Origin of the sequence: Streptomyces sp. NPDC052773 (assembly GCF_044547145.1) — a bacterium.
Taxonomy (GTDB): domain Bacteria; phylum Actinomycetota; class Actinomycetes; order Streptomycetales; family Streptomycetaceae; genus Streptomyces.
Window position 1 is genome coordinate 210,417 of the sequence record NZ_JBITZX010000010.1, and the last position, 24,310, is coordinate 234,726.

Here is a 24,310-nt window from a genome sequence, read left to right on the forward strand (position 1 = left end):
CCTGGCCGCCGGGCGCGGGAGTGTCGTCAAGGGGTGGTCGGCGAGGGGGTGTCGTCGGGTTTCTCGGGTTCCTGGGGTTCCTCGGGGACTGTGTCGAGGATGCGGTGTGCCATCCGCCGGGCGGGCTCCTTCGTCTGTGCGGCGATGCGGCGGAACGTCTCCTGGGCGGCGCGGGCGGGCCACCGCGCGGGGAGGTGGCGGGCGGGCAGCCGGGGGTCGGTGCGGATGACGCCGAGCCATTCGGTGACGAGGAGCAGCCGGGTGGCGACCGGGTCGCCGGTGTGTGCCGCGGTGGCCTCCCATGCGGTCCACCGCCGGTCGAACGCGGTGTAGCGGGCGGCGATGGCCGGCAGGTCCCAGCTCTCGCGGACCACGCGGTCGACGTCGGTGGTGGTCTCGTCGGCGCGGGCGTGGAAGACCGTCACCCGGTCGGTGAGGCCGAGTTCGGCGACGACGGCGGAGACGTCGACCCTGCCGGGCGCGATCCACAGTCCGCTGTAGAGGGCGCCGAAGCCGTACCAGATCAGCCGGGAGCGCAGGTCGTGGCGCTGCCGCTGCCAGGAGTCGGGCAGCGAGAAGCCGAGCAGGGTCCACACCCCGTCCCAGTCCTCGTTGACCGCGCCGTCGTGCCAGATCCTGCGGCTGCCGTCCCGCAGGATCCGCTTCGCCTGCGGGGTGAGCCCGAAGTACATCCGGCGGCCCTGGCGCTGTCGGCGCAGCAGGCCCCGGCCCACCATGCGGGTCAGCGTGGAGCGTACGGCCTGTTCGCCGACGCCGGCCCGGCCGAGGACGTCGATGATGCTGCCGGAGTAGACGCAGCGGCCGTCCTCGTCGAGGACGTGGTTGCCGAAGAAGGCGAGGACGAGCGACTGGGGGCGCGGTGGTGCGGTGCCCGGCGGTGCGCCGGCGATCTCCGTGTCTTCCACGCCGATCAGCGTACGGTCCGGGCCGCGGCGGCCCTCCCCCGCCGTGGCCCGGAGCCGCGCGGTCACGGCCGGTCGGCCGGGTGGGCCAGGTCGTAGGGGCGTGGGTAGGGGCCGGGGGTGTGGCGGGCGTAGCGTGCCGGGCCGGCCGGGTCGGCCGCGCGGGCGCGGGCGTTGAGGGCGGCGGGCCCGGTGTCGTCCCAGCGGCCGGTGGTGACGCGGTCCTCGAGGGTGTGCAGGGCGGCGAGCTGTTCGCCGGGGCTGAAGGTGCAGTGGCCGGGGGTGTCGACGTAGGCCTGGCGCAGCAGTGGCGTGGCTCCGGCGGCGGTTGCGGCTCGGCGGTAGGCGCTCTGGACCTGGGCGGGGACGAGGGCGTCGCCGGTGGTGTGGAGGGAGAGCTGGGGTTCGGTCAGCCGTCCGGTGAAGGCGCTGGTCCGGCTCATCCAGTCGACGGCGGCCGGGTCGGCCGTGAGGCGGGGGGCGCGGTTCAGGGCGGCGAGGTCGGCGCGCAGGGACAGGCCGGCTTCCTTGTAGAGGGCGGTGACCTGTTTGTAGGTGGGTGAGCGGCGGAGCATCGCGGTGTAGTCGACGCCGGTGTTCCAGGACATGGTGCCGCCGGCCCGCTGCTCGGCTTCCTGCCGCCAGAGGAAGGCGGGCTGCCGTACGAGTCCGCTGACCGCCTCGTACTGGTTGGCCTGCTGGGTCCGCCAGTCGTCGGGGGCGGGGCGGGGCTGGGTCGCGTCGCTGTGGACGGGGATGCGGTGCAGGGCGGCGGCGAGGGCGATCCGGGCGCGGCCGTGGTCGGTGCGCTGGGCGGTGGTGAGGGCGTTCGCCAGGGTGCCGGCGGCGTCGGCGGCCGTGGCGCGGTCGGGGAAGCCGGTCAGGGGGATGTCCGCGGTGGGGGCGAGGAGGGTCCTGAGGGCGAAGACCGCGTCGAGGGTGTTGTTCCAGTTGGCGACGCCGCCGTGGACGAGGCCGCACAGGGGCAGGGAGCCGTCGATGCGTCCGGGGTGGCGTTCGGCGAGGGCGGTGGTGACGAGTCCGCCGTAGGACTGGCCCCAGGCGATGGTGCGCCGGGCCTCGCCGAAGCGGGCGGTGAAGGTGTCGAGGGTGGCGAGCTGGTCGGGTACGGCGTCGGTGACGGCCCAGCCGGTGGTGGCGTAGGAGGAGCCGATCAGCGCGTATCCCTTCTCCAGGAGCAGTTGCGCGGTCGCCGGGTCGGGGGCGTTGCGGGCGGGGTTGGGGCTGCCGGCCGGGGTGTAGCCGTGGCTGAAGAGCAGCACGGTGCCGTTCCAGTGGGCGGGGACGTCGATGAGGTAGGTGGCGCCGGAGGGCAGCCGGCCTTCGACGCGGGTCGGGGCGGGTGCCGTCGCCGCGGCCTGCGGGGCGGCGGTGGTGAGCAGGGCCAGCGCCGTGAGGAGGGCCGAGGGGGCGCGGCGGGGTGTGCGGGTGCGGGTGGTCACGAGGGGACGTCCTCCTTGGCGGGGGCGCGGTGGCCGGCGGGGGCGGGCTCGGTGAGCGGGTCGGTGTGGGTCTCGCGCAGGAAGAGCAGGGTCAGCGCGGTGATGGCGGCGCCGCCGCACAGCAGCAGGGCGACGGGGGTGCCGCTGCCGCCGTGTGCGGCGACCAGGCTGCCCGCGATCATCGGTGAGAAGCCGGCGCCGACGAGGGTGGCGCCCTGGTAGCCGAGGGAGGCGCCGGTGTAGCGGACGCGGGTGCCGAACATCTCGGTGAGCAGGGCGCCCAGCGGCCCGTACATCACGGACTGGGCGATGCCGTGGCCGAGGACGACGGCGAGGATCAGCAGGCCGGGCGAGCGGGAGTCGACGAGCGCGAGGACGGGGAAGGCAAGCGCGGCGCAGGCGACGGCTCCGGCGAGGACGACGGGGCGGCGGCCGGCCCGGTCGGAGAGCGCGGACGCGGCGGGCAGGACGACGAGGGCGACGCAGGCGGAGACGGTCAGCGCGGTCAGGACCTGCGGGCGGGTGTAGCCGATGCCGGTGGCGTAGGCGATGAGGTAACTCGTCAGCAGCGACTGGGCGGTGAAGGCGCCGATGCCGACGCCGCAGGCGAGCAGCAGGGGGCGCGGGCGGCGCAGGACGTCGAGGACGGGCAGCCGGGCCTCGGCGCGGTCCTTCCGGACCGCGGCGAACAGCGGGCTCTCGACGACTTTGAGCCGTACGAACAGGCCGACGCCGAGCAGGACCACGCCGAGCAGGAACGGCACGCGCCAGCCCCAGGCCGTGAACTGGTCCCTCGGCAGGGCGACGACGAGGGTGACGACCAGTGAGGACAGCAGCGAGCCGAGCGGGGCGCCCATCTGTGTGAAGCTCGACCACAGTCCGCGCCGCCGCTCCCCCGCGTGCTCGACCACCATCAGGGTGGCGCCGCCCCATTCGCCGCCGATGGCGACGCCCTGGACGACGCGCAGGGTGATGAGCAGGACGGGCGCCCACACGCCGATGGTGTCGTAGGTGGGCAGCAGGCCGATGAGGAAGCTGGCGCCGCCCATCAGGCCCATGGTCAGCAGCAGCATGGACTTGCGGCCGAGCCGGTCGCCGAAGTGGCCGAAGACGACACCGCCGAGCGGGCGGGCCACGTACCCGGCGGCGAAGGCGCCGAACGCGGCGATGGTGGCGACGGCGGGGTCGGTGCCGGGGAAGAACAGGTCGCCGAAGACGAGGGCGGCGACGGTCCCGTAGACGAGGAAGTCGTAGAACTCGACGGCGGTGCCGAGGAGTCCGGAGAGGGCGACCCGGCGCAGCTGCCGGGTCCGTTCGCGGGCCGGGGGCGGTGAGGCGATGGGGGACGGGGGCATCGCGGTCTCCCTTGACCGGGGGAAGGACACCGCGAAGATAGGCACTCTGATGATGACGGTCAATAAAATGCACAACATCACTCGGCGCGGGGCGGCAAGTCGACTGGAGGACGCGCCGTTTCCGGCCCAGGCTGGTGGGGTGACTGTCGACCTCACCGAGGAGCGGTATGCCGGATCCCGAGAAGCGTCGCCGGTTGCCGCGGGTCCTGCCGGCGCTCGTCGCCGCGGTCTTCGTGCTGCTGCACGTCGTCGGCTATCCGGCGACCCGTTTCTCCAACGACTCCTACCGCTACGCCCGTCAGGCCTACGAGTTCCTCGGTGACTCCCCGCGCGAGGCCACGCGCAAGGCGGTCGCCGCGTACTGCGCGGACACGGCCCGGCTGGTCGACCGCAACCGCAGGCTCCACCAGCTGGAGTTCCGGGAGCCCGGCCGCGAGGCCGCCTACGCGGCGCGGTGCGAGCGGAAGTACGCACGGGGGCTGGAACCCACCGACCCCCGCTACGAGGAGATCTTCCACGCCCGCCCCGGATACCCACTGGTCGCGGCACCCTTCGTGGCGCTGCTCGGCGCCAAGGCCGGGCTCACCCTCGTCGCGCTCGCCTGCACCGCGCTCGCCGGATACCTCGTCCACCGGCTGCTGCGCGACCTGCGCGCACCGCCCGCCGCCGCGGTGCTCGGCCAGGTCCTGTGTTACGTCACCCCGCTCGCCTCCTGGGGTGGCCGGCCGCTGGCCGAGGGCCCGACCCTGGCGCTGATGACGGCGCTGCTGCTGGCCTCGGTGTGGCTGCTGCGGAACCGGGTGCCGGCGGGCGCGGTGCTGTTCACCGGCGCCATGGCCTGCGGAGTCGCCGTCAGGTACTCCAGTTTCCTGGTCGTGGCCCTGTTCCTGGCGGTCGCCGCCGTGGCGTCGTTGCTCTTCGTCCGGTCCGCCCGGCACCGCGGAGGCCGGTGGCTGGCCGGGCTGTCGGCGGGCAGCGCACTCGCCGTGCCGGCGCTGGGCAAGGCCCTGGGACTGCCCGGCACGACCGACTCGCTCCAGGACACCTTCACGCTGCACTGGACCCGGCCCGAGATCGCCGATCCCTGGCAGGCCCTCGTCCGCCTCAACCTGAACTACTGGCAGCAGTGGCTCCAGAAGGAGGCCCTCGCTCCGCTGCTGCTGTCCCTGCTCGCGGCGGGCGCGTGGGGCGTGTGGCGGCGCTCCGTGCCGGTCGCCCTGTGCGTCATCGCCATGGGGGCCACCGGCTTCGCGACGGCGGCGGCGCACCCGGTCGCCGTCGAACTCGACCGGCTGTACGTCGCCGTGTGGCTGATCCCCGTCATCGGAGTGCCGCTGGCGTTGGCCCGGCTCAACCGCCCGGCGCCGGTGCGGTCACCGACGGAGGACCGGCCCACGGCCGGGGACGACGACGGCGCGGCGGAGCCGGAGACCGCGTGGAGGTGACGGGCGCGCTCAGGCGGTGCGGGCCGGCACCGAGGCGTGCGAGCGGTGCCGTGGCACGGACGGCGGTCGCGTCGCGTGCCGCCGGTAGGCGCTGGGTGACATGCCGGTCCGCTCGGTGAAGTGGGCGCTGAAGGCGGCCGGCGAGCAGCAGCCGACGGCGACGCGGACCTCGGTGACGCCGAGGCCGCCGTGGCGCAGCAACGCTGTCGCCCGTTCGACGCGACGCCTCATCAGGTACGCGTACGGCGACGCGCCGTAGGCCAGCCGGAACCGGCGGCTGAGGTCGCCGGCGGGCATGCGGGCGTCGCGGGCGAGCGCCGGCACGTCCAGGGGCCGGGCGTACTCGCGGTCGATCCGGTCGCGGACGCGGCGCAGGGCCACGAGGTCGGCCGACCGCCGCGCGGCGGTGCGTGCGCGTCCCCAGGCGGGGTGACACATGGGAGAACTCCTTGTCCGGGGACGGAGCGGGTCAGCGGAGTTCCTGGATGCGGATCAGGTTGCCCGCGGGATCGCGGAACGCGCAGTCGCGGATGCCGTACGGCTGCTCGGTGGGTTCCTGGACCACCTCGGCGTCGTGGGCGCGCACCTTCTCGAAGGTGCCGTCGAGGTCCCGGGTGGCCAGCAGGATCCAGCCGTAGGTGCCCTTGGCCATCATCTCGCGGATGGTCTGGCGCTCGGCCTCCGTGATCCCGGGGTCCACGGCCGGCGGGGCCAGCAGGATGGACGTGTCGGGCTGCCCGGCGGGGCCGACGGTGATCCAGCGCATCTTGCCCTGCCCGACGTCGCTGCGGACCTCGAAGCCCAGGGCGTCCCGGTAGAAGGCCAGGGAGGCGTCCGGGTCGTCGTGCGGGAGGGACGTGGTGTGAATGGTGATGTCCATAACGATCAGGCTAGGCGCGGGGCGCACACCGGCGCTTCTCCATTCCTGACCGGATTCGACGGAGCGGCGCAGCCGCGCGACGGCGCACCAACGGCCTCCGCGATCCGCCGCGTGCCGGTGCGGGCGCCGGTGCGGGTGCCCGTGCGGGTGCCGGTGCGGATGCGGGTGCCCGTGCCGGTGCGGGATGTCGCCCGGCTGCGCCGGTCCGGTCGCGGTGCGGGCGTCGGGCGGTGACGCTGAGGGGGCGCGGGTGAGAAGGAGTTGCGCCATGAACAAATCGTCGTGGGCGCCGGCCGTGGTGCTCGCCGTGTCGGTGCTGCGCGCCGCCGCCTCCGCACCGGCCTGCGCCGCCCAGGGTGCCGCCGGGGCTCCCGTCGGCGAGACGATCGTCTGACCGTCTCCTTGGCGAAAACCCGCGCCCACCGCCGGAACTGACCCGCACGGGCGTGGGTACTCGCTGCGCGCGCCCGGAGGGCGGCAGAACACGACACGAGCCAAGGAGCAGGACGTATGAGCGAGGCCAACCCCCTGAAGCGCGCGGTCCACAAGGTCGCCGAGAGCTTGCAGGGCGACGGTGCGCCGGCGGAGGGGATCCCCGGGAAGCCGGGGGCCGAGTCGCCGTCGGTCGCCGAGCCGACCGAGCCGCGGGAGCCGCTGCCGCCCAAGCCGGACCAGACCGGCCCGGAAACGGTGTCCCCGACCGGTCAGCCCACCGGCGCCGACCAGGCCCGGATGGCCCAGTCCGGCGCCTATCTGACGACCGCTCAGGGAACGCGGCTGTACGACACCGACCACTCGCTGAAGGCGGGTCCGCGTGGCCCGGTGCTGCTGCAGGACCACCATCTGCGCGAGAAGGTCATGCACTTCGACCACGAGCGGATCCCGGAGCGTGTGGTGCACGCCCGGGGCGCGGCGGCGCACGGGATCTTCCAGAGCTACGGCACGGCGGCCTCCGTGACGAAGGCCGCGTTCCTCGGCAAGGACGTGGAGACGCCGGTGTTCGTACGGTTCTCCACCGTGCTGGGCTCGCGCGGCTCGGCCGACACCGTGCGCGACACCCGCGGGTTCGCGACCAAGTTCTACACCAGCGAGGGCGTCTTCGACCTGGTCGGGAACAACATCCCGGTCTTCTTCATCCAGGACGCGATCAAGTTCCCGGACGTCATCCACGCCGGCAAACCGCATCCGGACCGGGAGATCCCGCAGGCGCAGAGCGCGCACGACACCTTCTGGGACTTCGTCAGCCTGCACACCGAGGCCGCGCACCACACGCTGTGGAACATGTCCGACCGGGGCATCCCGCGCTCGTACCGGATGATGGAGGGCTTCGGCGTCCACACCTTCCGGCTGGTGGCCGCGGACGGCGGCACCACCCTGGTGAAGTTCCACTGGAAGCCCAAGCTCGGTGTGCACTCCCAGGTGTGGGAGGAGGCGCAGATCACCAGCGGGGTCGACCCGGACTTCCACCGCCGGGACCTGGCCGACGCCATCGAGGCGGGGGCGTACCCGCAGTGGGAGCTGGGCATCCAGACCTTCCCGGACACGCCGGAGCAGACCTTCGAGGGCATCGACCTGCTGGACCCGACGAACATCGTCCCCGAGGAGCTGGCGCCGGTGCAGCCCGTCGGGCTGCTGACGCTGAACCGCAACCCGTCGAACTTCTTCGCCGAGACCGAGCAGGTCGCCTTCCACGTCGGCCATCTGGTGCCCGGCATCGACATCACCGACGACCCGCTGCTCGCCGGGCGGCTGTTCTCCTACCTGGACACCCAGATCACCCGGCTGGGCGGCCCCAACTTCCCGCAGCTGCCCATCAACCGGTCCCACGCGCCGGTCAACGACATGCAGCGCGACGGCATGCACCAGACGGCGGTGCACCGGGGTGCCGCCCCCTACCGGCCCAACTCGCTGGACGGCGGCTGCCCCTTCACCGCGGGCGCGGACATGGGGGCGTACGTCGAGACACCGGTGCGCATTCCCGAGGCGACGAAGGTGCGCGAGGCGCCCGAGTCGTTCGCGGACCACTTCAGCCAGCCGCGCCGGTTCTGGCTGAGCATGAGCCCGGTGGAGCGCGAGCACATCATCGGCGCGTACGTCTTCGAACTCGGCAAGTGCTACGAACAGGCCGTCAAGGAGCGTCAGTTGCAGGTGCTCGCCAACATCGACCCCGAGCTGTGCGAGGAGGTGGCCCGGGGGCTGGGCCTGCCCGCTCCGTCGCCGACCGTGCCGCTCGCCGACGTGGCGCCCAGCCCGGCGCTGTCGCAGGTCGGCAAGACCTGGCCGGTCGACGGGCGCATCGTGGGCATCGTCACGGGCGCGGACGGCGAACTGGACGGCGTCCGGGCGGTGCGCGAGGCGGTGCTGAACGCCGGCATGGTGCCGCTGGTCGTCGCGCCCGTCGGCGGCAGCCTCGGGTCGGGCGACGGCGCGGTCACGGTGCAGCGCACCTATGTCACCGCGCGGTCGGTGGAGTTCGACGCCGTGCTGCTGGCCGGCGCGCCCGGCGTGGGCAGTGACGCGTACACCGCCCGCGACGCGAAGTCCACGCCGTCCGCCGCGGAGCCGGCGGCGTGCGATCCGCGGGTCCGGCTGCTGCTGTCGGAGGCCTTCCGGCACGGCAAGGCGATCGGCGCGTGGGCGGGCGGCAAGGCCGCCCTGGAGGCGGCGGGCGTGCCCGCCGACGCGCCCGGCGTAATCCTCACGGACTCCCCCACGGCCGCGCTGGAGCAGGTCGTCCGGCTGCTGGGCTCGCACCGGGTGTGGGAGCGGTTCTCGACGACGGTCTGACGGGCACGGGCGCCCGGCACGGGCCACGGCGCGCGGGCCCCGGCACGGTCGGACACGGGCGGCGCGCTCGTTTCCTTGCGGACGCTGTGGTCCCTGAGTCCCTGCGGACGCCGTGGTCCCTGAGTCCCTGCGGACGCCGTGGTCCCTGAGGCGCGGCGGTCCCGAGGGCGCGGTGATCCCTACCGCGCAGGGGCCGCCGCGCCGTCCCGTGCGACCGGCTGAGAGGATGGCGGGACCGTTGAACCGGAGGGGGATTCGACCGTGGTCGTACTCGCGCTGTCCTGCGTCGTACTGCTCGCCCTGGGCGGCTGTGTCTGTGTGGTCTGGGCGTCGCGGGGCGGCCCTCGCTGGGTGCGGGCGGTGTCCCGGGGCACGCTGCTCGCCGGTGAGCTGGTGCGCCGGTCGGGGCGTTCGCGTGCCGGCCGGGACGGCGGCGCGGACGACTGAACCCGGGCCCCGGGCCTCATTGCGGCGGGCGTTACTTCCGGCGGTGTCACACGGCGGGGGGCTCCGGTGTCGTATGCGCGTGACAGCGTCGAGAGCGATCGGGCAGGAGCAGCCGGTGACGAGCGACCGCGGCGAGCGCAGCGAGGGCACGGAGGACACGGGCGGCCGGACCGCCGACGGCGAGCGCACTGGTTCCGCCACGGAGACGTTCGTCGCCCATCGCAACCTGCTGTTCACCGTCGCCTACGAGATGCTCGGCTCGGCCGCCGACGCGGAGGACGTGCTGCAGGAGACCTGGCTGCGGTGGACGGACGTGGATCTCGGCACGGTGCGGGACCGGCGCGCGTACCTGGTCCGGATCACCACCCGACAGGCCCTGAACCGCCTGCGCACGCTCGGCCGCCGCAAGGAGACCTACGTCGGCCCCTGGCTGCCCGAGCCGCTGCTGACCACGCCGGACGTCGCCGAGGACGTCGAGCTGGCGGACAGTGTCTCGATGGCGATGCTGCTGGTGCTGGAGACCCTCACGCCGACCGAGCGGGCGGTGTTCGTGCTGCGCGAGGTGTTCGACCTCGGCTACGACGAGATCGCCGAGGCCGTCGGCAAGAGCCCGGCCGCGGTCCGTCAGATCGCCCACCGCGCGCGGTCGCACGTCGCGGCGCGCCGCCCGCGCGGGGTCGTGTCCCGGACCGAGACCCAGGGCGCCCTGGACGCGTTCCGGCGGGCGGCCGAGACCGGTGATCTGCAGGGCCTGCTGGACATCCTCGCGCCGGACGTCGTCTACCTCGCGGACGGCGGCGGTATCAAGAAGGCGGTCCTGCGGCCGATCGTGGGCGCCGACAAGGTGGCCCGCCTGCTGACCGCCGCTGCCGGCCGGATCGCCGCGCACGGGTCACTGCGGCCCGCGCAGGTCAACGGCCATCCGGCGCTCCTTCTCCACGCCGACGGCGAGGTCGACACCGTCCTGGCGATGACCGTCACCGACGGCTTCGTCACGGGGCTGTACGCCGTACGCAATCCCGAGAAGCTCTCCCACATCGGGCGGGAGACGTCCCTGCGCCGCTGACCGGTGTCCTCACGCCGCTCCGGTGCCGGGCGAGGCCAGAGACCCGGGGATCTCCTGTTCCGCCCAGATGATCTTGCCCTCGGGTGTGTAGCGGACGCCCCAGCGGTGGGCGAGCTGGGCGACCAGGAAGAGGCCCCGGCCGCCCTCGTCCGTGCTGCGGGGGTGCCGCAGGCGGGGGGCGGTGCTGCTGCCGTCGGCGACCTCGCAGGCCAGGCGGGAGTCGCGGAGCAGTCGCAGGCGTACCGGGGACGCGGCGTGGCGGATGGCGTTGGTGACGAGTTCGCTGACGATCAGCTCCGTCGTCATGGCCAGCTCGGTGAAGCCCCACGCCTCCACCTGCCGCGTGGCCCGGGCACGGACGTCGGCGACGGCGGCGGGGTCCACGGGTACGTCCCAGGAGACGACGTGATCGGCGTCCAGGACGCGGGTGCGGGCCAGGAGGAGGGCGATGTCGTCGCGCTGGGGCAGTGAGACCAGGTCCTGGACCGCTGCGCTGCACTGGGTGTCGAGGTCGGGTGCGGGGCGGGCGAGCAGCCCTCCGAGCCGGGCCATGCCCGACTCCAGGTCGCCGTCCGCTCCTTCGATGAGGCCGTCGGTGTAGAGACCGAGGAGGCTGCCGGGGGGCAGTTCCATCTCGCCGGATTCGAAGGCGATGCCGCCCAGGCCGAGCGGGGGTCCGGCGGGGGGTTCGGGGAAGGAGACGTGCCCGTCGGGTGTGACGACGACGGGCGGCGGGTGTCCGGCCCGGGCCATGGTGCACCGCCGGGTGACCGGGTCGTAGACGGCGTACAGGCAGGTGGCTCCGAGGAAGGCGGTCGCGCTCTGGTTGGCGCCCTCGTCGGCGGTGGGTTCCTCGCTCAGCCGCAGGACCAGATCGTCGAGGTGGGCGAGGAGTTCGTCCGGCGGCATCTCCATGTCGGCGAGGGTCTGCACCGCGGTGCGCAGCCGGCCCATGGCCGCCGCCGCGGTGATGCCGTGGCCGACGACGTCGCCGACCACGAGGCCGACGCGGGCGCCGGAGAGCGGGATCACGTCGAACCAGTCGCCGCCGACCCCGCCCGTGGCGTCCGCCGGCTGGTAGCGGGAGGCCACTTCCAGTGCTTCCCCGCCGGTCAGGGCGTGCGGCAGGAGGCTGCGCTGGAGGGTGACCGCCGCGGTGTGTTCCCGGGTGTAGCGGCGGGCGTTGTCCACGCAGAGCGCGGCCCGCGCGACCAGTTCCCGGGCGAGCAGGACGTCGTCGGGCTGGAACGAGACGGGGTTGACGGAGCGCAGGAAGGTGGCGAGCCCGAGGACGGTGTTCCGCGCGCGCATCGGCACGGAGATGAGCGAGTGCAGGCCGTACTCCCGCATGCTGGTCAGCCGGTCGGCCGGTTCGTCGGCCCACATCGCGTCGGAGGGGTCGAGGACCGGGATGAGGACCGGCTCCCCCGTGATGAGCATGTTCATGTCGCCGGGCGGCGGGATGAAGTCCACCGGGTCGCCGACCCGCGCCACGGCCTCCGGGCAGCCCTCCCGCACCGAGCTCATCCCGGCGCGGCGCATCACCGGCCGCGCGGACGCCGGCCCCTCGGCGGTCAGCCAGGTCCCGGGCCCGGTGGTGCTGAGCACCGACTCGAGGAGGTCGACGACGACGAAGTCCGCGAAGCGGGGCACGGCGAAGTCGGCGAGTTCCTGGGCCGTGCGCGTCACGTCCAGCGTCCGGCCGATGCTGTTCCCGGCCTCGTTGACCAGCGCCAGCAGCCGCCGCACGTTCCAGCGCTCGGTGACGTCCAGGACCATGTAGCACACGCCGGTGATGACATCGTCCGCGTCGACCAGCGGGAAGAAGGAGGTGGAGTAGGCGTGCGGGCGGTGCGGGTCGGCCCAGCTCCATCCCACGTACTCGTAGTCGGTGACCGGGACCCCCGTCTCCAGCACCTTGCGCATCAGGCCCTCGATGGTCTCCCCCTGCAGCCCGGGCAGCACCTCGCTCAGCCGGCGTCCGAGACGCTGTTCGCGGGGCACGCCGCCGAAGCGCTCCAGGGTGTCGTTCAGCCATACGTAGCGCAGGTCGCGGTCCATCACGGCCATGCCGACCGGTGAGCGGGTGAGGAATCCGTCGAGGACGGACCGGTCCACCGCCCACTGCGGGCGCCGCTCGCGCGCGGAGAGCAGGAAGCACTCGTCGCCGCCGATCCGGAACGCCGCGGAGACCCGCAGGTCGACATCGATCCGGCGGCCCTCGTGGTGCCGTACGGTGATCAGGCCGCTCCAGCCCATCCCGGACCGGCACCGCTCGACGACACCGGCCACCCGGGCGGGATCGGTGCGCATCGCCACGAGGGGCGCCGCGGAGGCGCCGACGATCTCGGACGCCCGGTAGCCGAGGAGTTCCTCGGCGCCCCGCGTCCAGGCGAGTACGACACCGTCGGCGCCGAGGACGGCGGCGGCGTCGGTGGACGCGTCGAAGGCATCGCGCGGGGGCGCGGACGCGGGCGGATCGGAGCCGTTTCGCACGGATTCCATGGAGTCCCTCCTCCACAGGACCATGTTCCCTTCTGGCCGCCATCCGTGCACGATCCACGGCCGCGGACCACGGGGCGGACCTTGGGCAGACCACTGGGCGGACCTCGGGCGGACCACGTGGTGGACCTTTGGGCGGACCACGGGGCGGGCCCCTGGGTGGCCGCGCGGGCGGCGCGACTGGGCAAGGGGGCGGCCCGGGGGGAGCATGGAAGGGCCGACGGTCACGGCAGTGCGGCGACGCGGGCGGAAGCCGGCGCGTTCTGCCGGCCGGTACAGCCGGTTACACCAGCCGGTACAGGAGGCCCAGGGATGACTGCCGAATCCTTCCCGCGCGACGGCGACCCCTACGACACCGCGCCGCCGCGCCAGCAGACCAGTCTGCTGGACGTGCTGAGCGTGGCCGCGCTGGTCCTGGACGTCGACGGCCGCATCGTGTTCTGGACCCCGCAGGCCGAGGACCTGTTCGGCTACACCGCCGAGGAGGCGCTGGGCAGACCCGCGGCACGGCTGATCATCCACCCCGAGCACTACCAGTCGGTCCTGAAGCTGTTCGCGGAGGTCCTGGAGACGGGTCGCAGCTGGGCCGGCGCGTTCCCCGTCCGGCACAAGGACGGGAGCAGCCGCCTGATGGAGTTCCGCAACATGCGGCTGCTGGACGACCTCGGGGACGTCTACGCCCTCGGGCTGGCCGCCGACCACACGCTGCTCCAGCGCGTGGAGACCGACCTGGCGCTGTGCGAGCGGCTCATCAACCAGTCCCCGATCGGGCTCGCCCTGCTCGACCCCGATCTGCGGTATCTGCTGGTGAACCCGGCACTGGAGCGGATCGACGGCATTCCCGCCGAGGACCACATCGGCCGCCATCTGCGGGAGGCCGTGCCCTTCCCGGACATCGACACCATCGAGTCCGCGCTGCGTCAGGTGCTCACCACGGGCACTCCCCTGCTCGACCAGTACCACGTGGGCCGGCCCCTGGCCGACCCCGAGCACGAGCGTGCCTGGTCGCTGTCCTTCTACCGCCTGGAGGACCCCGGCGGGCGGGTGCTCGGCGCGGCCGCGTCGGTCGTCGACGTGACCGAGCGACACCGGGCGACGGCCGAGGCGGACCGGGCGCGGCGGCGCCTCGCCCTCATCGCCGACGCCTCCACGCGCGTCGGCACCACCCTGGAGGTGGAGCACACCGCCCACGAGCTGGCCGAGATCGCCAGCCCGGAACTCGCCGACGTGGTCGCCGTGGACGTCCTCGACTCCGCGCTGGCCTGCCGCCGGATGCGTCCCCCCGACAACGGGCCGGAGCTCTTCCGTGCCCTCGCCCTCAAGGCCGCGCATCCCACGCCGGCGCTGCACGCCGCCGACCCGCCCGGCGACCTCGCCGCCTACGAGGGCGACCGGATGGTCACGCTGTGCGTCCACACCGCCCGGCCGGTCATGGTACGGCACGTCGGGGAGCAGGATCTGCCGCGGATCGCCCGCGACGCGGAGGCCGCGGCGCTCCTGGCACGCGCCGGGGTCCACTCCTATCTCGCCGTGCCCCTGATCGCGCACGGCGAGGTGCTGGGCGCGCTCGACCTGAAGCGGACCCGCAACCCGCTGCCGTTCGACGAGGACGACGTCATCCTGGCCAGTGAGCTGGCCAGCCGCGCCGCGGTGGCCATCGACAACGCCCGCTGGTTCCAGAGCGTGCGCAACACCGCGCTGACCCTCCAGCGCAGCCTGCTGCCGGACCACCCCCCGCACCACACCGGTCTCGAACTCGCCTCCCGCTACCAGCCCGCGCAGGCCACCAGCGAGGTCGGCGGCGACTGGTACGACGTCATCCCGCTGGAGGACGACAAGACCGCGCTGGTCGTCGGGGACGTCATGGGGAACGGCATCGACGCCGCCGCGACGATGGGCCGGCTGCGCACCGCGACCTGCGCCTACGCGGACCTGGACATGAACCCGGGCGAAGTGCTCCAGCACCTCGACAAGATCACCTGCGATCTCGAGCACTACATCGTCACGTGCCTCTACATCGTGTTCGACCCGCACACGCGACAGTGCTGCATCGCCAACGCCGGACACATGCCGCCCGCGCTGGCCCGCGTCGGCCGCCCGCCCGCCCTGCTCGAACTGCCCTCCGGGACGCCGCTCGGCGTCGGCGGCATCCCCTTCGAGACCACCACGGCCGAGCTGGGCCCCGGGGATCTGCTCGTGCTCTACACCGACGGCCTCGTCGAGACCCGGCAGCACTCGATCGACGACCGGCTGAACACCCTCCTCGGCTTCCTCGACGCACCGGAACGGCCCCTGGAGGAGACCTGCGACCTCCTGCTGTACGGGCTGCGCCACCCCGACGACCACGACGACGTCGCCCTCCTCGTCGCGCGGGCCCTGTGACGGCGCACCGGACCCCGGGGGGTGCGGCCGGCGGCTAGCTCAGGGTGAAGAAGTGCAGCGGTGAGTTCGGCCGGAAACCGATGCGGGGGTAGACGGGCGCGCCGGCGGCGGTCGCGTGCAGGGTGGCGCGGGTCAGGCCGGTGGCCAGGGCGCCTTCGTGGAGGGCCTTGCGCGTCACCGCCTCGCCGTAGCCCTTGCGTTCCCACCGGGGGTCCGTGGCGACGAGCACGACGAACAGGCGGCCCGCGGCCGGGACGGTCCCGGCGCAGGTCACCGGGGTGTCGCCGCGCAGGCCCAGGTAGGCGTACACGTCGTTCCTCCACAGCGCCGAGCCGTCGAGGCCGTCGCGGCCGTGTTCCAGGGGAAGGCCGTAGGCGCGGGAGTTGAGGTCGGCGTAGGCGCGCAGGTGGTCGTGGGTGCGGACGCGGACGAAGGTCAGCTCGGGGTGGACCGGCTCGGGGACCGGGAGCAGGTCCCCGGCCATGCCGGTGCCGGAGAAGGCGTGGGTGAGGCCCGCGCGCCCGGCCGCCGCGGTCAGCGCCGCGCGGGCCCCGGGGTCGAGCAGGTCCTCGAAGACCCACAGGAAGCCCGGCTCCTTCTTCGCGCGCATGATCTCCGCGGCCTCGGCCAGCCGCCGCGCGGCGAGCGCCGCGTCCGCCCCCACGTCGGTGAGGGTGACGCAGTTCCAGAAGGCGAACCGGGAGTCGGCCCAGCGCACGGCGATGCCGGGCAGGTCCCGCACATCCGCTGCCGCGTCCCGGTCGAGCACCAGGGTCCGCCAGACCGTGGCGAGTTGTTCCATCGATTCGATCGAGTCGTCGAGTCGCGTCACGGGCCCTCCTGGCGTCGGCTGCCCTCATCCCTTCCCCGCGGGGCGCCCGGTGATCCGGCGGGCACCCGAGCGGTCTGGAAAGCGCCGCTCCTCCCCCGCGCCGGGGGCAGGTGGTCAGCGGGACGGGCGCGGGAAGCCCGGCTGGGCGGGGGGGCCGGTCAGGGGGCCGCCGGGGGCGACGCGCATCACGGACTCCAGCTCGCGGAGTATGCGGTCGGCTTCGCCCCGCACCTGGGTGGGGATGTCGCCTCGCTCGGCGACGAGGCGGCTGTAGATCGGCGTCTCCTGGAACAAGGGGATCTGCTTTCTCGGGTCGTGGCCGGGTGATGTGACGGCTTGTGCTGACGGCTGGTTGTCCGTGTGACGGTGATCAGTATCGCCGAAGGGTGCGGCGGTGGTGCGGTCGGCCGCCCGCCGCGGGTATGACACTCGCCTCGTCACGGTCCGCCTGGGGAAAGCCCGGGCCGCTGTCACGGTCCGCCTGGGGAATGCCCGGGCCGCTGTCACGTCCCGGGCGGGAAAGCCCGGGCAGGTCAGGCTGCATTCATCGCGGCTGAGGTGGCACCTGCCAAGGCATGGACGGGATACGACGGGCGTTGTGGCGCGCCCGGCGCCACGCCGCGGCGGCGGGCGCCGCGGTGCGCCGGGCCTGGGCGGAGCCGGGCCGGGAACGGGACCTGGCGGTGCAGGCGGTCAAGGCGGCGCTGGCCGCGTGGGTGGCGTGGGCGGTGGCGGGCTGGTGGCTGAACGCACCGATGGCGTTCGTCGCGCCGTGGGTGGCGATCGTCCTGGTCGAGTCCACGGTGTACCGGTCGGTGACGCACGGGCTGCAGCAGGTGGCGGCCATCGCCACGGGGACGGTCGTGGCGACCGGCGCCGCTCTGCTGCTGGACTCCACGATGGCGGCGATGAGTCTGGTGCTGCCGGCGGCCGTGCTGCTGGGCAACTGGCGACGGCTGGGCAGTCAGGGGGTGTACGCGGCCACCGGCGCCCTGTTCGTCCTGACCAGTCAGCCGGTCACCGTCACCGCCTCGGCGGCCCGGATCGCGGAGGCCGTCTTCGGCGCGGTCGTCGGCATCGCGGTGAACGCGCTGGTCCGGCCGCCGGTGTATCTGCGCAGCACGCGTGCCGCGCTTCAGGACGCGGCGGGTGAGGCGCAGGAGATCCTCGACGCGGTCGCCGACGGCCTGGAATCCGGTGAGTGGGACGCCCGCGCGGCCGGTCCCCTGCACGAGCGGGCGCTGCGGCTGGGCCGTCTGGTGGACCAGGCGCGCGCCGCGGTCGGCTGGAGCCGGGAGAGCCTGCGGGTCAATCCCCGGCGCCGCACCGGCGCCGTGTCCGCTCCCGGCCGGGACTACGACGACGCGGTCACCGTCCTCGACTATGTGGCCGTCCACACCGCGGAGGTCACCCGGGCGGTGCTGGAGGCCTGCGACGGGGACCGGGAGGAGCCCCGGCCCGGGCCGCACATCGCCGAGCCGTACGCGGCCTTCCTGCACAAGAGCGCCTACGCGATTCGGCTGTACACCGAGAGCCGGTTCGCGCCGGGTGGCGAGGACCGGCGGGCGGACCGGGAGCTGCGCGAGGTGGTCGACGGACTGGTCGGCACTCTGGAGGACCTGCGCCGGCGGCTGTCCCGGGCGGTGCCCGACGATCCGGACGCGCTGGCGACCTACGGCACGCTGCTGAGCCAGGCGCGCCGCCTGGCCGACCAGCTGGTGGGCCGTTGATCGTCTCGCGCTCGGCCGGTGGCCCTGAAGCCGACCGTTCGGGGTACTCGCGCAGGCGTCGCAGAAACGAGACGGACGGGAGGTGATCGCCGTGTCGAGTACGCAGTCGCATACGCAGTCACATCGCACCGCTTCGGGCGGGCGGGCGCACGAGCCCGGTCAGGAGCCGGTGAGCGAGCTGGTCCAGCGTGCTTCGCAGCAGCTGACGGAGCTGGTCCGCGGCGAGATGCGCTTGGCGCAGGCCGAGATGAAGGAGAAGGGCAAGCGTTACGGCAAGGGAGGCGGGCTGTTCGGCGGCGCCGGCGTCGTCGGCTTCCTGATGCTTCAGGCCCTGGTCACGACGGTGATCGCCGCTCTGGCGGTGCCGTTGCCGGTCTGGGCGGCGGCGCTGATCGTCACCGCGCTGCTGGGTGTGATCGCGGCGGTGATGGCGCTCGGCGGCAAGAAGCAGGTCGACCGGGCATCCCCGCCCAAGCCCGAACAGACGATCGAGAACCTGAAGGCCGATGTGGCCGAGATCAAGGGGAGCACGCACCGATGACTCAGCCTCCGCACGACGAGAGGCCGGCCCCGGGCCCAAAGGAACTGCGCGAGCAGGTGGAGCGGACCCGCACCGAACTGGGTGAGACGGTCGAGGCGCTCGCGGCCAAGGCCGACGTCAAGACGCAGGCCCGGGAGAAGGCAGCGGAAGTCAAGGAGCAGGCCGCGGCGAAGGCCACGGCGGTCAGGGAACAGGCCGCCGCGAAGGCCACCGCGGTCAAGGAACAGACCGCGGCGAAGGCCGGTGACCTGAAGGCGAAGGCCTCGGGCATGGCCCACCAGGTTCAGGACAGGCTGCCCGAGCCGGTCAGGCAGAAGGCGCTGCCGCCGGACAACCGCACGCTGCTGCTGGTGGCCGCGGGCGCGGCGGCGGCGGTGGTGGTCTGGCTGGCCTGGCGCCGGAGGGGGTGACCCCCGCGAAGGCATCGAAGGTCGCCTACAAGCCGGTCGGGCTCGCGCTGGGCGCCGTCAGCGGCATGCTGGCCGGGGCGGTGTTCAAGCAGGCGTGGAAGATGCTCGGCCATGACGAGGACGCCCCGGACGCCACCGACGAGCAGCGCGGCTGGCGCGAGGTGGTGCTGGCCGCCACCCTCCAGGGCGCGATCTTCGCCGCGGTCAAGGCGATCGTCGACCGCGGCGGCGCCACCGCCGCCCGCGGTCTGACCGGCACCTGGCCCGGCTGACATCCTCGATGGCCGTCCCGCTGTTCGCCGCCGCGGCGGCGGCCCGTCTGCGGCCCGCGGGGGCGGTGTCGTACGCGACGGGCCGGTGAGGCACGGCGTGTGAGCCACGCCCGCTCCGCGCGTCAGCACTCCGGCCTCAGGTGCGCAGCCAGGCGGCGGTGTCCTGAGGGAGGCGGGAGTCGGGGGTGAGGGGGCCGCTGGTGAGGAGGAGGGTGGTGTGGGCGGGGAGGTCGACGGGGATGGTGGAGAGGTTGACAACGCAGGTCAGGCCGTGGGGGCGGGTGAAGGCGAGGACGTCGTCGGGGGCGGGGAGCCAGGTGAGGGGGCCGTCGCCGAAGCCGGGGGTGGTGCGGCGCAGGGCGATGGCGCGGCGGTAGAGGGTGAGCATCGAGCCGGGGTCGGCGGCCTGGCGGTCGGCCGCGTACGAGGCCCAGTCGGCGGGCTGCGGCAGCCAGGGTTCCCCGGCCGAGCCGAAACCGCAGTGGGGTTCGCCGGCCGCCCAGGGCAGGGGGACGCGGCAGCCGTCGCGGCCCGGGTCGGTGCCGCCGGAGCGGAGGTGCATGGGGTCCTGGATCCGGTCGAGGGGGATGTCGGCCTCGGGCAGGCCGAGTTCCTCGCCCTGGTAGACGTAGACCGAGCCGGGGAGGGCCAGGGTGAGGAGGGCGGCCGCGCGGGCGCGGCGGGTGCCGAGGGTGCGGTCGGTGGGGGTGCCGAAGTCCTTGGTGGCGAAGTCGAAGGCGGTGTCGGCGCGGCCGTAGCGGGTGACCGTGCGGGTCACGTCGTGGTTGCACAGGACCCAGGTGGCGGGGGCGCCGACGGGGGCGTGCTCGGCCAGGGTGTCGTCGATGGAGCGGCGCAGCCGGCCGGCGTCCCAGGGGCAGGTGAGGAAGTTGAAGTTGAACGCGGTGTGGAGTTCGTCGGGGCGCAGGTAGCGGGCGAAGCGTTCGGCGTCGGGGAGCCACACCTCCCCCACGAAGACGGCGCCGTACTCGTCGGCGACGGCGCGCCAGGAGCGGTAGATGTCGTGGAGTTCGTCCCGGTCGACGAAGGGGTGGGGGTCGCGGCCCGCGGTGAAGTCGGGGAGCGCGGGGTCCTTGGCGAGCAGGGCGGCGGAGTCGATACGGACACCGGCGACGCCGCGTTCGAACCAGAAGCGCAGGACGTCCTCGTGTTCCTGGCGGACGGCGGGGTGGGCCCAGTTGAGGTCGGGCTGTTCGGGGGTGAACAGGTGCAGGTACCACTCGCCGTCGGGGACGCGGGTCCAGGGGGTGCCCGCGAACTGGGACGGCCAGTCGTTGGGCGGCAGTTCGCCGTTCGGCCCGCGTCCGGGGCGGAAGTGGAACAGTTCGCGCTCGGGGCTTCCGGGGCCGGCGGCGAGGGCGGCGCGGAACCAGGGGTGCTGGTCGGAGACGTGGTTGGGGACGATGTCGACGATGGTGCGGATGCCGAGTTCGCGGGCCTCGGCGATGAGTTTCTCGGCTTCGGCGAGGGTGCCGAAGGCGGGGTCGATGGTGCGGTAGTCGGCCACGTCGTAGCCGCCGTCGACGAGCGGGGAGAGGTACCAGGGGGTGAACCAGACGGCGTCGACGCCGAGTTCGGCGAGGTGGGACAGCCGGGCCCGGACGCCCGCGAGGTCCCCGGTGCCGTCGCCGTCGCCGTCCGCGAAGCTGCGCGGGTACACCTGGTAGATGACGGCGTCGCGCCACCAGTCGTCGCTGCGGTGCGGGGTGGGGGCTGCCACGTGACGGTCCTTTCGGGGCGGGTGGGTGAGGGGTGGGGCGCGTGCGGGTGGGGCGGGCCGGGTCAGCGGGTGGGGCGGGTGCGGGGCGGGCCGGGTCAGCCCTTCAGGCCGCCCGCGGTGAGGCCGCTCATGATGTTCCGCTGGAAGACCAGGAAGATCAGCAGGGTGGGCAGGGAGGCGATGGTGAGCGCGGCGATCAGCACGTTGACGGGGACGCCGGTGGAGAGCGAGTAGATACCGACGTTGAGGGTCTGCTTGCCCGGGTCCGGCAGGGTGAGCATGGGCCAGAGGAAGTCCTTCCAGACGCCCACGATCGCGAAGATGGACACGACGCCGAGGATGGGCCGGGAGACCGGCAGCACGATCGACCACAGGGTGCGGGTGGGGCTCGCCCCGTCCATCGCGGCGGCGTCCAGGAGTTCCTTGGGGATCGAGTCGAAGAACCGCTTCAGCAGGAAGATGTTGAAGGCGTTGGTGACCGAGGGCAGCCAGATCGCCCAGGGCGTGTTGAGCAGGTTGCGTTCGAAGACCGGCACGTCGAGCACGGTCAGGTACTGCGGTACGACGAGCACCGTCGCCGGGATCATCAGGGTCGCCAGCATCATGCCGAGGATGGCCTTGCCGAGGACCGGGCGGAGCCGGGAGAGCGAGTAGGCGGCGGCGACGTCCAGGACGAGCTGGAAGGCCAGGGCGCCGAACGCGTAGTAGAGCGTGTTGAACAGCAGCCCGGCCAGGTCCATGACCTCCCAGGCGCGGCTGTAGTTGCCCGGCTCCACCGATCCGGGGACGAGTGTCGGCGGGGTCCGGACGACTTCCTGGGCGTCCTTCAGGCCGCTGGAGACCATCCAGTACAGGGGGCCGAGGAAGAGCAGCGTGAAGAGCGCGACGACGACGGTGAAGGTCACCCAGTAGAGGGCCTTGCCGCGGGGGCGGGCGAGCTGGGCCGGTGAGATGAGGGTGCGGGTGGACATGCGGGGCCTCCGGTCCTACTCGTCCTCGGCACGGCTGAGCTTGACGTACGCCGCCGAGAAGCCGGCGAGGAGTACGAGCAGCAGCAGGCCGAGGGCCGCCGCGGCGCCGTAGTCGTTGAAGTTGAAGGCGTACTGGTAGATGAGGTACACGACGGTCGTCGTCGATCCCTCCGGGCCGGCGCCGCCGGTCAGCAGGAAGGGTTCGACGAAGACCTGCATGGTCGCGATGATCTGCATCAGCAGCATCAGGGAGAGCACGAGCCGGGTCTGCGGAATCGTCACGTGCCAGATCTTGCGGAGGAGGCCGGCGCCGTCGAGTTCGGCCGCCTCGTACAGCTCGCCGGGGATGCCCTGGAGGGCGGCGAGGTAGATGAGGGCGGCGCCGCCCATGTTCATCCAGGTCGCGGCGATGACGACGGAGAGCATGGAGGTGTCCGGGTCCTGGAGCCACTGCTGCTCCGGGAGTCCGAGCAGGCCGGACAGCTCGTTGAGGAGTCCGTAGCCGGGGTCGTAGAGGTACTTGAACAGCAGGACGGAGGCCACCGGCGGCAGCATCACCGGGAGGTAGACCAGCAGCCTCAGATAGCCCTGGCCGTGCCGGAACTCGTTGATGACGACGGCGACGGCGAACGGCACGGCGAAGCCGAGGACCAGGGCGAGCACGGTGAACAGCAGGGTGTTGCGCCAGGCCTGCCAGAACGCCGGGTCGTGGTAGACGGTGGCGAGGTTGTCCAGGCCGACCCAGGTGGTCCGGCCGCCCTCGGTCTGCTGGAAGGCCAGCAGGAACTCCCGGACCATCGGGTACCAGGAGAAGAACCCGAAGCACAGGACCGCGCCGATGAGGAAGGCGTGGGCGGTGAGGTTGCGCCGTACGCTCCTGGCCAGGCGGCTGCCGCCGTCGGGCGCCACGGGGCCCGGTGCGCGGGGCGGGGTGCGGCGGGGGCGGTCCGTCTTGGTCGGGGTCGGGCTGGGGGCCGACATCGTTGCTCCTCGATGCTGGTTCGCCGGTGGGTCCTGGCTGCCGGGATGCGGCCGGCGGCGGGGAGGGGTGCCGGGTGTCCGTACCGTCCGTCCCCGTCCGGCGCCGGTCACCGCTGGGCGAGGACCTGGTCGACCTGGGACGCGGCGGTGGAGAGCAGCTTGTCGATGTCGGCGTCCTCGTTGGTGAGGAGCGCGGACATCACGTTGTCCAGGACCTTGTAGATCTCCTGGGCCTTGGGCGGCTCGGCCTTGCCGGGGACCGGGTTGTCCGTGAAGGCCTCGAAGTTCTCGACCGGCATGGTGGCGTGTTCGGCGCGGGCGGCGTCGTCCTTCGCCTTGGTCTCGTTCAGCCAGAAGTTGGGCTGCGGTACGCCGACGGGCAGTCCGTCGGCCTTGGCGCGCGCCCAGTCGAACTGGCCCTTGCCGGGGGTGAGGTTCTTGAAGTCGAGCCAGGCGATCGCGGCCTTGATCTTGTCGGGCGAGATCCCCTTCTTGATCATGTAGCTGTTGCCGCCGGCCAGGGTGTTGCGTCCGCCGGGGATGGGTCCCATGCCGAAGTTCTCGTACTTCGCGCCGAGTTGCTGGACCATGTAGGCGATGTCGTCGGGTGCGGCCAGGAACATGCCGAGCTTGTCGGTGGCGATCTGCTTCTGCAGGTCGCCCCACTTCAGCAGCTGGGTCTCGCCCATGCTGTCGTCCTCCCAGCGCATCGCGTGAAGGTTCTCGGCGACCTGCCGGCCCAGCTCGTCGTCGAAGGCCGCCTTGGTGCCGCTCGCGTCGACGATGTCGCCGCCGACGCTGTACACGTGCGCGGTGAAGTGCCAGCCGCCGGTGTTGCCCGCGCTGTACTCGCCGAAGCCCGCGATGCCGTCGCCGAGCCGGGCGATCTTCCCGGCGGCGGTGCGGACCTCCGCCCAGGTCCGCGGCGGGCTGTCGGGGTCGAGTCCGGCCCGTTCGAAAAGCTTGCGGTTGATGAGCAGGCCCATGGTGTAGTTGCTGGTGGGCAGGCCGTAGAGCCTTCCCTCGTGCTTCAGCGAGGCGAGAACGTTCGGGTCGATGTCCTTCAGCAGCGGCACGGTCTTGTCGTTGACGTACGCGGTGATGTCCTCGGCGCCGTCGTGGTCGAGCACCTGGGGCAGGTCGGTGAAGTACGTGTAGAAGACGTCCGGCTGGGACTTGGCCTTCAGCATGGCCGTGAAGCGCGGCGGTTCCAGACACTGGCCCGGTGTGGAGCGGCCCTCGATGGTGATGTTCGGGTACGTCTTGTTGAACTCCGCGACGTCCTCCTTCCACTGCTTCAGCTCGGCGGCCTTCGCCGCGGGCGGCATGCAGTCGATGGTGAGGGTGACCTTGGTCTTCGGGTCGAGCGGGGCGGCGGGGTCGGAGGAGCCGCGGTGGTCGGTCTGTCCTGCGTCGTCGCTGCTGCTGGTGCCGCAGGCGGCCAGTGCGGTGAGGGTGAGGGCGGAGACGAGGGTCAGGGCCCCGGCCCTGCGGACACGGCTCAACCGGGCGCTTCTCATGGGTGGCCCCCTTCGGGCGGGAACGAGGAAGGCGCCCCACCGCCAGGCGTTGTGGGGCGCCG

Annotated in this window: 22 protein-coding genes; 10 read left to right on the forward strand and 12 right to left on the reverse strand. The window is 73.1% G+C overall.

What is annotated here, in order from left to right; all coding sequences use genetic code 11:
- Positions 1–26: 26 nt before the first annotated feature.
- From ACIG0D_RS23085 to ACIG0D_RS23095, 3 genes are all read right to left on the reverse strand, one after another.
- Positions 27–926 carry a PaaX family transcriptional regulator C-terminal domain-containing protein gene (locus ACIG0D_RS23085; protein ID WP_399803877.1) on the reverse strand — a complete coding sequence of 300 codons (900 nt, stop codon included), beginning with the start codon at positions 924–926 and terminating at the stop codon, positions 27–29.
- A gap of 62 nt (positions 927–988) precedes the next feature.
- The gene (locus ACIG0D_RS23090) at positions 989–2,386 is read right to left on the reverse strand and encodes an alpha/beta hydrolase family protein (protein ID WP_399803879.1); all 1,398 of its coding nucleotides are present in this window, start codon (positions 2,384–2,386) and stop codon (positions 989–991) included.
- Positions 2,383–3,741, reverse strand: coding sequence for an MFS transporter (locus tag ACIG0D_RS23095; protein WP_399803881.1), 1,359 nt, complete (start codon positions 3,739–3,741; stop codon positions 2,383–2,385). The genes ACIG0D_RS23090 and ACIG0D_RS23095 overlap by 4 nt, the downstream gene beginning before the upstream one ends.
- Positions 3,742–3,908: 167 nt before the next feature.
- Between ACIG0D_RS23095 and ACIG0D_RS23100 the strand changes: the two genes are divergently transcribed.
- Complete coding sequence (locus ACIG0D_RS23100) at positions 3,909–5,186, forward strand: hypothetical protein (protein ID WP_399803884.1); 1,278 nt, start codon at positions 3,909–3,911, stop codon at positions 5,184–5,186.
- A 9-nt stretch (positions 5,187–5,195) separates the two neighbouring features.
- On the opposite strand, the gene ACIG0D_RS23105 is transcribed toward ACIG0D_RS23100, so the two are convergent.
- Together ACIG0D_RS23105 and ACIG0D_RS23110 are read right to left on the reverse strand one after the other, a co-directional pair.
- A complete protein-coding gene (locus ACIG0D_RS23105; RefSeq protein ID WP_399803886.1) occupies positions 5,196–5,624 on the reverse strand; it encodes a helix-turn-helix domain-containing protein in 429 nt (142 codons plus the stop codon).
- 31 nt (positions 5,625–5,655) lie between these two features.
- On the reverse strand, positions 5,656–6,066 hold the full coding sequence (locus ACIG0D_RS23110; RefSeq protein WP_399803889.1) for a VOC family protein: 411 nt from the start codon (positions 6,064–6,066) through the stop codon (positions 5,656–5,658).
- Between the two features lie 268 nt (positions 6,067–6,334).
- Between ACIG0D_RS23110 and ACIG0D_RS23115 the strand changes: the two genes are divergently transcribed.
- From ACIG0D_RS23115 to ACIG0D_RS23130, 4 genes are all read left to right on the forward strand, one after another.
- On the forward strand, positions 6,335–6,460 hold the full coding sequence (locus tag ACIG0D_RS23115; protein WP_399803891.1) for a hypothetical protein: 126 nt from the start codon (positions 6,335–6,337) through the stop codon (positions 6,458–6,460).
- 116 nt (positions 6,461–6,576) lie between these two features.
- Positions 6,577–8,853, forward strand: a complete 2,277-nt coding sequence (locus tag ACIG0D_RS23120) for a catalase (RefSeq protein WP_399803894.1) — start codon at positions 6,577–6,579, stop codon at positions 8,851–8,853.
- 261 nt (positions 8,854–9,114) lie between these two features.
- Complete coding sequence (locus tag ACIG0D_RS23125) at positions 9,115–9,300, forward strand: hypothetical protein (RefSeq protein ID WP_399803896.1); 186 nt, start codon at positions 9,115–9,117, stop codon at positions 9,298–9,300.
- A 73-nt stretch (positions 9,301–9,373) separates the two neighbouring features.
- On the forward strand, positions 9,374–10,366 hold the full coding sequence (locus tag ACIG0D_RS23130) for an RNA polymerase sigma-70 factor (protein WP_399803899.1): 993 nt from the start codon (positions 9,374–9,376) through the stop codon (positions 10,364–10,366).
- Positions 10,367–10,375: 9 nt separating this feature from the next.
- Here ACIG0D_RS23130 and ACIG0D_RS23135 read toward each other — a convergent pair whose 3' ends face one another.
- A complete protein-coding gene (locus ACIG0D_RS23135) occupies positions 10,376–12,871 on the reverse strand; it encodes a SpoIIE family protein phosphatase (RefSeq protein WP_399803902.1) in 2,496 nt (831 codons plus the stop codon).
- A 309-nt stretch (positions 12,872–13,180) separates the two neighbouring features.
- On the opposite strand from ACIG0D_RS23135, the gene ACIG0D_RS23140 reads away from it, so the two are divergent.
- The gene (locus tag ACIG0D_RS23140) at positions 13,181–15,250 is read left to right on the forward strand and encodes a SpoIIE family protein phosphatase (protein WP_399803904.1); all 2,070 of its coding nucleotides are present in this window, start codon (positions 13,181–13,183) and stop codon (positions 15,248–15,250) included.
- Between the two features lie 34 nt (positions 15,251–15,284).
- Here the strand turns inward: ACIG0D_RS23140 and ACIG0D_RS23145 are convergent, their stop codons facing one another.
- Positions 15,285–16,082: a GNAT family N-acetyltransferase gene (locus ACIG0D_RS23145; protein ID WP_399803907.1), complete on the reverse strand. Its 798-nt coding sequence runs from the start codon at positions 16,080–16,082 to the stop codon at positions 15,285–15,287.
- A 114-nt stretch (positions 16,083–16,196) separates the two neighbouring features.
- Entirely contained in the window at positions 16,197–16,376 is a 180-nt protein-coding gene (locus ACIG0D_RS23150; protein ID WP_399803909.1) for a hypothetical protein, read from the reverse strand.
- Between the two features lie 281 nt (positions 16,377–16,657).
- Between ACIG0D_RS23150 and ACIG0D_RS23155 the strand changes: the two genes are divergently transcribed.
- The 4 genes from ACIG0D_RS23155 (at position 16,658) to ACIG0D_RS23170 (ending at position 19,035) form a co-directional block, all read left to right on the forward strand.
- Positions 16,658–17,812, forward strand: coding sequence for an aromatic acid exporter family protein (locus ACIG0D_RS23155; RefSeq protein ID WP_399803912.1), 1,155 nt, complete (start codon positions 16,658–16,660; stop codon positions 17,810–17,812).
- 169 nt (positions 17,813–17,981) lie between these two features.
- On the forward strand, positions 17,982–18,353 hold the full coding sequence (locus ACIG0D_RS23160; protein WP_399803915.1) for a phage holin family protein: 372 nt from the start codon (positions 17,982–17,984) through the stop codon (positions 18,351–18,353).
- The gene (locus ACIG0D_RS23165) at positions 18,350–18,763 is read left to right on the forward strand and encodes a DUF3618 domain-containing protein (RefSeq protein ID WP_399803918.1); all 414 of its coding nucleotides are present in this window, start codon (positions 18,350–18,352) and stop codon (positions 18,761–18,763) included. Before ACIG0D_RS23160 ends, ACIG0D_RS23165 begins: the two co-directional genes overlap by 4 nt.
- The gene (locus ACIG0D_RS23170; RefSeq protein ID WP_399803921.1) at positions 18,760–19,035 is read left to right on the forward strand and encodes a DUF4235 domain-containing protein; all 276 of its coding nucleotides are present in this window, start codon (positions 18,760–18,762) and stop codon (positions 19,033–19,035) included. The genes ACIG0D_RS23165 and ACIG0D_RS23170 overlap by 4 nt, the downstream gene beginning before the upstream one ends.
- Before the next feature lie 136 nt (positions 19,036–19,171).
- Here the strand turns inward: ACIG0D_RS23170 and ACIG0D_RS23175 are convergent, their stop codons facing one another.
- The 4 genes from ACIG0D_RS23175 to ACIG0D_RS23190 all read right to left on the reverse strand — a co-directional run bounded on the left by ACIG0D_RS23175 (position 19,172) and on the right by ACIG0D_RS23190 (position 24,248).
- Positions 19,172–20,776, reverse strand: a complete 1,605-nt coding sequence (locus ACIG0D_RS23175) for a glycoside hydrolase family 13 protein (RefSeq protein ID WP_399803925.1) — start codon at positions 20,774–20,776, stop codon at positions 19,172–19,174.
- A gap of 95 nt (positions 20,777–20,871) precedes the next feature.
- Entirely contained in the window at positions 20,872–21,747 is an 876-nt protein-coding gene (locus tag ACIG0D_RS23180) for a carbohydrate ABC transporter permease (protein ID WP_399803928.1), read from the reverse strand.
- A gap of 15 nt (positions 21,748–21,762) precedes the next feature.
- The gene (locus ACIG0D_RS23185; protein ID WP_399803931.1) at positions 21,763–22,728 is read right to left on the reverse strand and encodes a carbohydrate ABC transporter permease; all 966 of its coding nucleotides are present in this window, start codon (positions 22,726–22,728) and stop codon (positions 21,763–21,765) included.
- Between the two features lie 107 nt (positions 22,729–22,835).
- Positions 22,836–24,248: an ABC transporter substrate-binding protein gene (locus tag ACIG0D_RS23190; protein WP_399803934.1), complete on the reverse strand. Its 1,413-nt coding sequence runs from the start codon at positions 24,246–24,248 to the stop codon at positions 22,836–22,838.
- Positions 24,249–24,310 lie beyond the last annotated feature (62 nt).

Excerpts from the sequence above, each read along its gene's own strand:
- ACIG0D_RS23095 (WP_399803881.1), bottom strand. The coding sequence starts at position 3,741 with ATGCCCCCGTCCCCCATCGCCTCACCGCCCCCGGCCCGCGAACGGACC.
- ACIG0D_RS23100 (WP_399803884.1), top strand. The coding sequence starts at position 3,909 with ATGCCGGATCCCGAGAAGCGTCGCCGGTTGCCGCGGGTCCTGCCGGCG.
- ACIG0D_RS23105 (WP_399803886.1), bottom strand. The coding sequence starts at position 5,624 with ATGTGTCACCCCGCCTGGGGACGCGCACGCACCGCCGCGCGGCGGTCG.
- ACIG0D_RS23110 (WP_399803889.1), bottom strand. The coding sequence starts at position 6,066 with ATGGACATCACCATTCACACCACGTCCCTCCCGCACGACGACCCGGAC.
- ACIG0D_RS23115 (WP_399803891.1), top strand. The coding sequence starts at position 6,335 with ATGAACAAATCGTCGTGGGCGCCGGCCGTGGTGCTCGCCGTGTCGGTG.
- ACIG0D_RS23120 (WP_399803894.1), top strand. The coding sequence starts at position 6,577 with ATGAGCGAGGCCAACCCCCTGAAGCGCGCGGTCCACAAGGTCGCCGAG.
- ACIG0D_RS23130 (WP_399803899.1), top strand. The coding sequence starts at position 9,374 with ATGCGCGTGACAGCGTCGAGAGCGATCGGGCAGGAGCAGCCGGTGACG.
- ACIG0D_RS23135 (WP_399803902.1), bottom strand. The coding sequence starts at position 12,871 with ATGGAATCCGTGCGAAACGGCTCCGATCCGCCCGCGTCCGCGCCCCCG.
- ACIG0D_RS23140 (WP_399803904.1), top strand. The coding sequence starts at position 13,181 with ATGACTGCCGAATCCTTCCCGCGCGACGGCGACCCCTACGACACCGCG.
- ACIG0D_RS23155 (WP_399803912.1), top strand. The coding sequence starts at position 16,658 with ATGGACGGGATACGACGGGCGTTGTGGCGCGCCCGGCGCCACGCCGCG.
- ACIG0D_RS23165 (WP_399803918.1), top strand. The coding sequence starts at position 18,350 with ATGACTCAGCCTCCGCACGACGAGAGGCCGGCCCCGGGCCCAAAGGAA.
- ACIG0D_RS23180 (WP_399803928.1), bottom strand. The coding sequence starts at position 21,747 with ATGTCCACCCGCACCCTCATCTCACCGGCCCAGCTCGCCCGCCCCCGC.
- ACIG0D_RS23185 (WP_399803931.1), bottom strand. The coding sequence starts at position 22,728 with ATGTCGGCCCCCAGCCCGACCCCGACCAAGACGGACCGCCCCCGCCGC.
- ACIG0D_RS23190 (WP_399803934.1), bottom strand. The coding sequence starts at position 24,248 with ATGAGAAGCGCCCGGTTGAGCCGTGTCCGCAGGGCCGGGGCCCTGACC.